General features: G+C 74.7%; 4 protein-coding genes. 1 reads left to right on the forward strand and 3 read right to left on the reverse strand.

Annotated features, from left to right (window positions below):
- Positions 1–1259: 1259 nt before the first annotated feature.
- The 3 genes from F2B26_RS14200 to F2B26_RS14210 are packed head-to-tail and all read right to left on the reverse strand — an operon-like array spanning position 1260 to position 4996.
- Positions 1260–2198, reverse strand: a complete 939-nt coding sequence (locus F2B26_RS14200; RefSeq protein ID WP_159810476.1) for a tetratricopeptide repeat protein — start codon at positions 2196–2198, stop codon at positions 1260–1262.
- 30 nt (positions 2199–2228) lie between these two features.
- A complete protein-coding gene (locus F2B26_RS14205; RefSeq protein WP_159810477.1) occupies positions 2229–3215 on the reverse strand; it encodes a DUF8094 domain-containing protein in 987 nt (328 codons plus the stop codon).
- Positions 3212–4996, reverse strand: a complete 1785-nt coding sequence (locus tag F2B26_RS14210; RefSeq protein ID WP_159810478.1) for a hypothetical protein — start codon at positions 4994–4996, stop codon at positions 3212–3214. The genes F2B26_RS14205 and F2B26_RS14210 overlap by 4 nt, the downstream gene beginning before the upstream one ends.
- Positions 4997–5173: 177 nt before the next feature.
- Here F2B26_RS14210 and F2B26_RS14215 point away from each other — a divergent pair.
- On the forward strand, positions 5174–5596 hold a 423-nt coding region (locus F2B26_RS14215; protein ID WP_235929687.1), incomplete at its 3' end, for a DivIVA domain-containing protein.

Raw genomic sequence — 5596 nt, forward strand, 5'->3', positions numbered from 1 at the left:
TCGACACCAACCCAGCCACCACCCGCAACACCCGCCACAACAGCAAGCACCACGAACAGCAACCAAGCAAACGGCATCGACTACTCTCGACACACTGTTGAGTTCTCAAACAACACACGCGCATCCGCTGGGCTATTTCGGCCCGGCCGGAGGCAACCTGAGTAACTTAGCCCACCCTCGCGGCCCGGTCAAATCGGCCTGTCCGCGGTACTTCTTCGGGGGGCGTCCCCCGCGATCGGCTGCCGAGGCGGCCGGCCCTTGGGGACGTGTAACTCTACGACACCTCAGAGGGTGGTTTGTGCACGCAGGAGCTCCTTCACGCCGTCCGGCCGGCACGAATCGGGCTCTGACCTGCGCTTTTGGGTGGTCGAACTGGTGACAGATCGTCGCGGCACCGCGCCTCGGCATGCACCGGCGACCGTGCGGCGCCTCCTCTGCTCAGGGCTTCGGATCCGCTCCGAGGTTCTCCGGGGGCCGGATCGGCCCCAGCTGGAGCCTGCTTGCGGGCAGTCGGCCACCAGGTCTGGGTCGAGGTCGTGTGCGGCTCGTCCGGTTGTGGCACCGGCCCGGTTCAGGCACCGGCCGCGCTTCAGTGCTGCGCCGGTCCCCTCGTGCCTCTCAGGTGGCGACCTGCGGAGGAGGCGTCCACCCAGCGCGTCGAGGACGGTGGTGGCGGGTCGCCCGACAGAGCCTGCGACCCTGCGCAGGCCGCAGTCGGATACTCGGCTTCACCGGGTCGGCCAGCGACGCCGCTCGTCGCCCTGAGCGCAGCGCGGGGTGTGCCTCATCGGTTCATCGAAGGACGCGCCCACGGAGTCCGGCTGCACAGGTGCACCGGCTCGGAGCTGCATGCGGACCGCCAGAGCACGGCCCCCGGCACGCGCGTGGTCACGGCAGCCGGCCGGGACCGGGAGCTCGCCTGGGCGTGCGCGTCCCTCCGGAGCAGGGGTCCCGCGTCACGGGAGGTCGAGTTTCCGTGATCCACGGGCCGTCGCCCTCCCCTGCGTGAGGGCGGCCGCCCAGGTGTGCGGAGACCCGGCAGTGCCTCGAACGGCTCCTCGACGGCAAGGGGTGCCGGGTCCCGTGCTCGGCACGCGACGTGGAGACCTGCGACTCACAGACCTGCGACTCGCAGACGTGCGCCGCTCCCCCGCCACGTCGCGCGCGGGTCGCCGCACCCCGGTGTCCGACATCCCGCCGTCCGACCGTGCGCACCTGCGCGGCGCCGGACTCGTCCCGGGCCGCGCCGTGCGCGTCGGTCAGTACAGGGCGTTGGTGAGCGCGCGGCGAGCGGCGACGACCCGCGGGTCATCCGTGCCGACGACCTCGAACAGGTCGACCAGTCGCAGACGCACCTGCTCGCGGACCTCAGCCTTGGTCGCGCGCACGACGTCGACCAGCCGGGCGAAGGCGTCCTCCACCTGACCGCCGAGCACGTCGAGGTCAGCCACGACGAGCTGCGCCGCCACGTCGTGCGGGTCGTCCGCGGCAGCGACGCGCGCCGCGCGCGGATCCACGTCATGTGTCCGCTCCAGCAGGCCCACCTGGGCCAGGCCCGCCCTGGCCATCGTGTCGCGAGGGTTCTCCTTGAGCGCACGCTCGTAGGCGGACCGGGCGCCCGGCAGGTCGTCGCGCTCGAAGGCGTCGTAGGCCTCCTGGTGCAGCGGCGGCAGCGGCGGCTCCTCCGGCTCGGCGGGCACGGGCTCCCCCGACGACGGGGGGACCTTGCCGGTGATCCCGCTCTGCGCGGCAGCCTGCACCACCTGGTCGAGCACGTCCCGCATCTGCTCGGGGCTCGGGGCCCCCTGGAACAGCGGAAGGGGGCGGCCACCGAGCACCGCGATGACCGCAGGGACCGACGGGGCCTGGAACGCCTGGGCGATCTGCGGGTTGGCCTCCGCATCGACACGGGCCAGCAGCCAGGAGCCGGCATCGGCGGCCGCGAGCGCCGCCAGGTCCTTGGCGACCCGCTGGCTCACCTCCGACCACGTCGCCCACAGCACGACGACGACCGGGTACTGCGTCGAGCTCTGCACGACGTCGGCGAACGAGGCCTCGTCGACGTCGACCACGAACGACCCCGGCGCGGGCAGGCCACCCGGGCTCCCGGGCGGCGGGGTCGCCGGACGGGCCAACGACGACAGGTCGACGGCACCGCGGACGTCGAGGCGGGGAGCTGGCTGCGAAGGATCAGGCATCTGTGCGGTCCTGGGGTCGGGTACGGCGCCTCAGCTGACGGCTGCGGCGGTGACGATCTGCTCCGCGGCGACGGCGACCACCTGGCCGCCGGCCGACGCGGGGGGGACGTAGAAGATGAGCACGTCGGTGTAGGTGCGCACCAACGACGTCGTGGGCGCCGCCCCCGCGAGCGCGGCGAGGAACGGGTCGGAGTTCGTCAACGTGCCACCGGCGGCCGCCGTGATGGTCGAGGTGGTGCTGAGCTGGCCGACCACGAGGGCACCCCCGTTCTGGGTGGCCAGGCTCACCACCGGACCGCCCACCGGGGCATAGGTCTCGGTGAAGGTCGCGCCGCCCTCGGCGGCAAGGGACTGCTGCTGCGTACGGTTCGCCTCGGTGGCGGTCCTGAACGTGTCGGCGGCGAAGGTGGCGGCCGAGGGCGAGGAGGCCCCGTTGGCCAGCACGTCGGCGTACTGCGCCAGCACCTGGGAGGGCTGGACGAGCAGGTCCGTGCCCTCGTCCGGGAGCACGGTGCTCCCCGTCGGCAGTGCCGCCGTGGTCGGGAACTCACCCGGGAACATCCGCGCCCAGCCCCAGAGCTTGTACTGCTCGCGCGGCGAGGCCTGCTGCAGGATGAGGACCCGTCGCGCGGTGAGGTCGTCAGGCTGATCGGTGAGGACCAGCATCGTGCGCGGCCAGACGTCGGTCTGCGGGATCACGGCGGACGCCTCGCTCGCGGGCAGCGTCGTCGGCGGCTTCGCACCGCCGGTCGCGGCGGCCCGCACGTACTCGGCCGACCGCATCGCCAGCGCCGGACCGGTGAGCCGGGCCGGCAGCGCACTCGCGTCGAGCGACTTGTCGGCCGAGCTCAGCACCTGGCCGACCGCAGCGACGACCGCCTGGGACTGGGCCGCCGTGAGCGCGGGCGGCGGGACCGCCTGCGCCTCGGGCACCGCGCTCGGCAGCGAGGCCGAGCAGGCAGCTGCCAGCAGGGCGACCGCCGCGGCCAAGGCAGTGGCTCGGATCCGGAGCCTCATCGACCCTCCTCCGGCGTCTCGGGTGCGTCGGAGTCGGGCGTCTCAGGTGCGTCCTCGGCCGCCGCGATGCCCCACGTGCGACGCCAGGCATCGGCCCGAACGGTCGGTGGCAGCACGGGCGAGGCCGCCTGCTGGGTCGGTGCCGGCCACGACCTGCCGACCGGCGGTACGCCAGGCGCACCATCCGCAGGAGACGTCGGCTCGGGAGCGTTGCCCCGGTCGGCGCCGAGCCAGGAGGGACGCGACCGCCGCTGCGGTGCCGCCGGGGCACCTGCGGCTCCCGGCGCAGCCCGAAGACCAGGTGCGCCCGGGCCCGTCGGGGTCGACGGGTCGGCGTCTCCGGACGACACCGGAGCACTCACCTGGGGACGCTGCGGCGCCCAGGACGGACCGCCACCATGCCTGCCGACGGGGGTCGGAGCTGACCCGGCCTCTGCCCCGTCCGGCGCTCCGCCGACGGGCCGACCACCGCGGTCCGTCGGCGGGTCGACCGGACGCCACGGACCCGCCGGACCCGACCCGGAGAAGCCGCCCGGACGCCACGAGCTCGACGGACCGGACGCAGGCGAAGGCGCTGACGCGGAGGCGTCCGCCGAACCACCCGCGGACGAGGAGGGGGCGAACCCGCGGCCGGAGGTCTCGGGCGCGCCCCTCGACGTGGACTCCTGCTCGGGGGCCGTCCCGCTGCGGCGGCGACGCGGCAGCAGGCTGCGCGCGGGCGACGACGTGCCACGCGACGGGCGCGCTCCCTCGACCGGGACGTCCGCCACAGCCTCGGTCGACGCCGTGCCGGTCGGCGGGGTGCCGCCGAGGGCGGTCCCGGTGGGTGCCGTGCTGGTGGGCACGGCGGGCTGGGACACGGTGGGGTGGGACCCGGTCACGCTCGGCGGCTGCGGTGCGTCGCCGGGCGTCACCCGGCGCAGCGCGCCGGTCCTCGGCGCACCGGACCGTGCGGCTGCCGCGAGACGCTCGGCCTCACGCAGCTCGCGACGGGTCTTGGGGGCCGAGGCCGGTTCGGGCTCCACGCCTGTCGGGCTCTCGACGTCGGTCCAGTCCTCGGAGGGCCGGCGCGCCGACCACCACATCCGACCGGCCAGCGCCAGGGCGAGCAGGACGAGCAGGCCACCGACCACGACGCCGGGCCACAGGTAGGGGGTCGTCACGGTGCGCGGCCAGGCGATCGACACGGTGACAGGGGTGCCGTCGGGGCTGGCCGCGAGCACGCTCCACCGGCCCGGCTGGCTGGGCCACGACACGGTCGCCGCGCCGTCACCCCGGTCCTGGGCGACCCACATGTCCGAGCCGGTGGGGTCAGCCACCGCCACCGGGCCGGCAGCCGTCGGCGTCGGGCTGGCCGACGCCTGCGTCGAGGCGGCCGCCCCGTCCGACGCAGAAGCCGATGCCGCGTCCGACGGTGCCGCGGTGCTGCTGCCCGATGCGGAGGGCGCCGGGGTCGGCAGGCCCGTTCGTCCGGCGAAGGTGTGCCACCCGCTCAGGCCCGTGACGTAGGTGAACTCGTCCTGCCCCAGCCACCCGAGGACGTCCGTGTCGCGGCCGACCGCGACGACCACCGGGTGCCCGTCCGCAGTGCGCGCCGTCACCGTCGCCGGGGCACCGGCCATGTCGATGACCCCGGGAGCCGTCGCGACGTACGGGAGGTCGCTCGTGAGGCTTGCCACCAAGACGTCATCGGCGCGCCACAGGGTCGCCGAGGCGACGCCGAGACCGGCGACCAGAACCCCGACCGCACCGATCGCGGCGACCACGAGCCGCTTGAGCACGCACCAACCTCCCCGTTCGGAACGCTCCACCCTACGGCGAACCGCCTGGAGTACCGAACCTGGACGCGCGCCATGAGGGTCCGGCACGGGGCCCGGCTCCCCTATCCTGTGGCGGGGCTGGTCCGACGGCGCTCGACCGACGCGTCGCGCACCGCGCCCGCGCGCCCAGGAGGAAACGTGCCTGATCCCCGTCCCCAGTTCCCGGTCGTGAGCTTCCGGGGCTACGACCGCGATGCCGTGGACAGCGCCTTCGACGCCGTCGAGCAGACCCTGGCCGCACTGCAGGCCACCGTCGCCGACCGCGACGAGCGCATCGCACAGACCGCCGACGAGCTGGCCACCGCCCAGCGCCAGCTGCGCGAGGTCGAGCGGCCCAGCTACTCGGGGCTGGGCTCCCGGATCGAGCAGCTGCTGCGCTCGGCGGAGGAGCAGTCGACCGAGGTCATCGCCCAGGCCAACACGCAGGCCGCCGACACCGTGGCGCGTGCCCAGCTCGCCGCCGGCCAGCTGCGCTCCCGGGCCGAGAGCGAGGTCGCCGAGATGCTGGCCTCCGCACGCCGTGAGGCCGAGGAGGCGCGGGCCTCCGCGCGGACCGAGGCC

Origin of the sequence: Cellulomonas citrea (assembly GCF_009829685.1) — a bacterium.
Lineage (GTDB): Bacteria > Actinomycetota > Actinomycetes > Actinomycetales > Cellulomonadaceae > Cellulomonas > Cellulomonas citrea.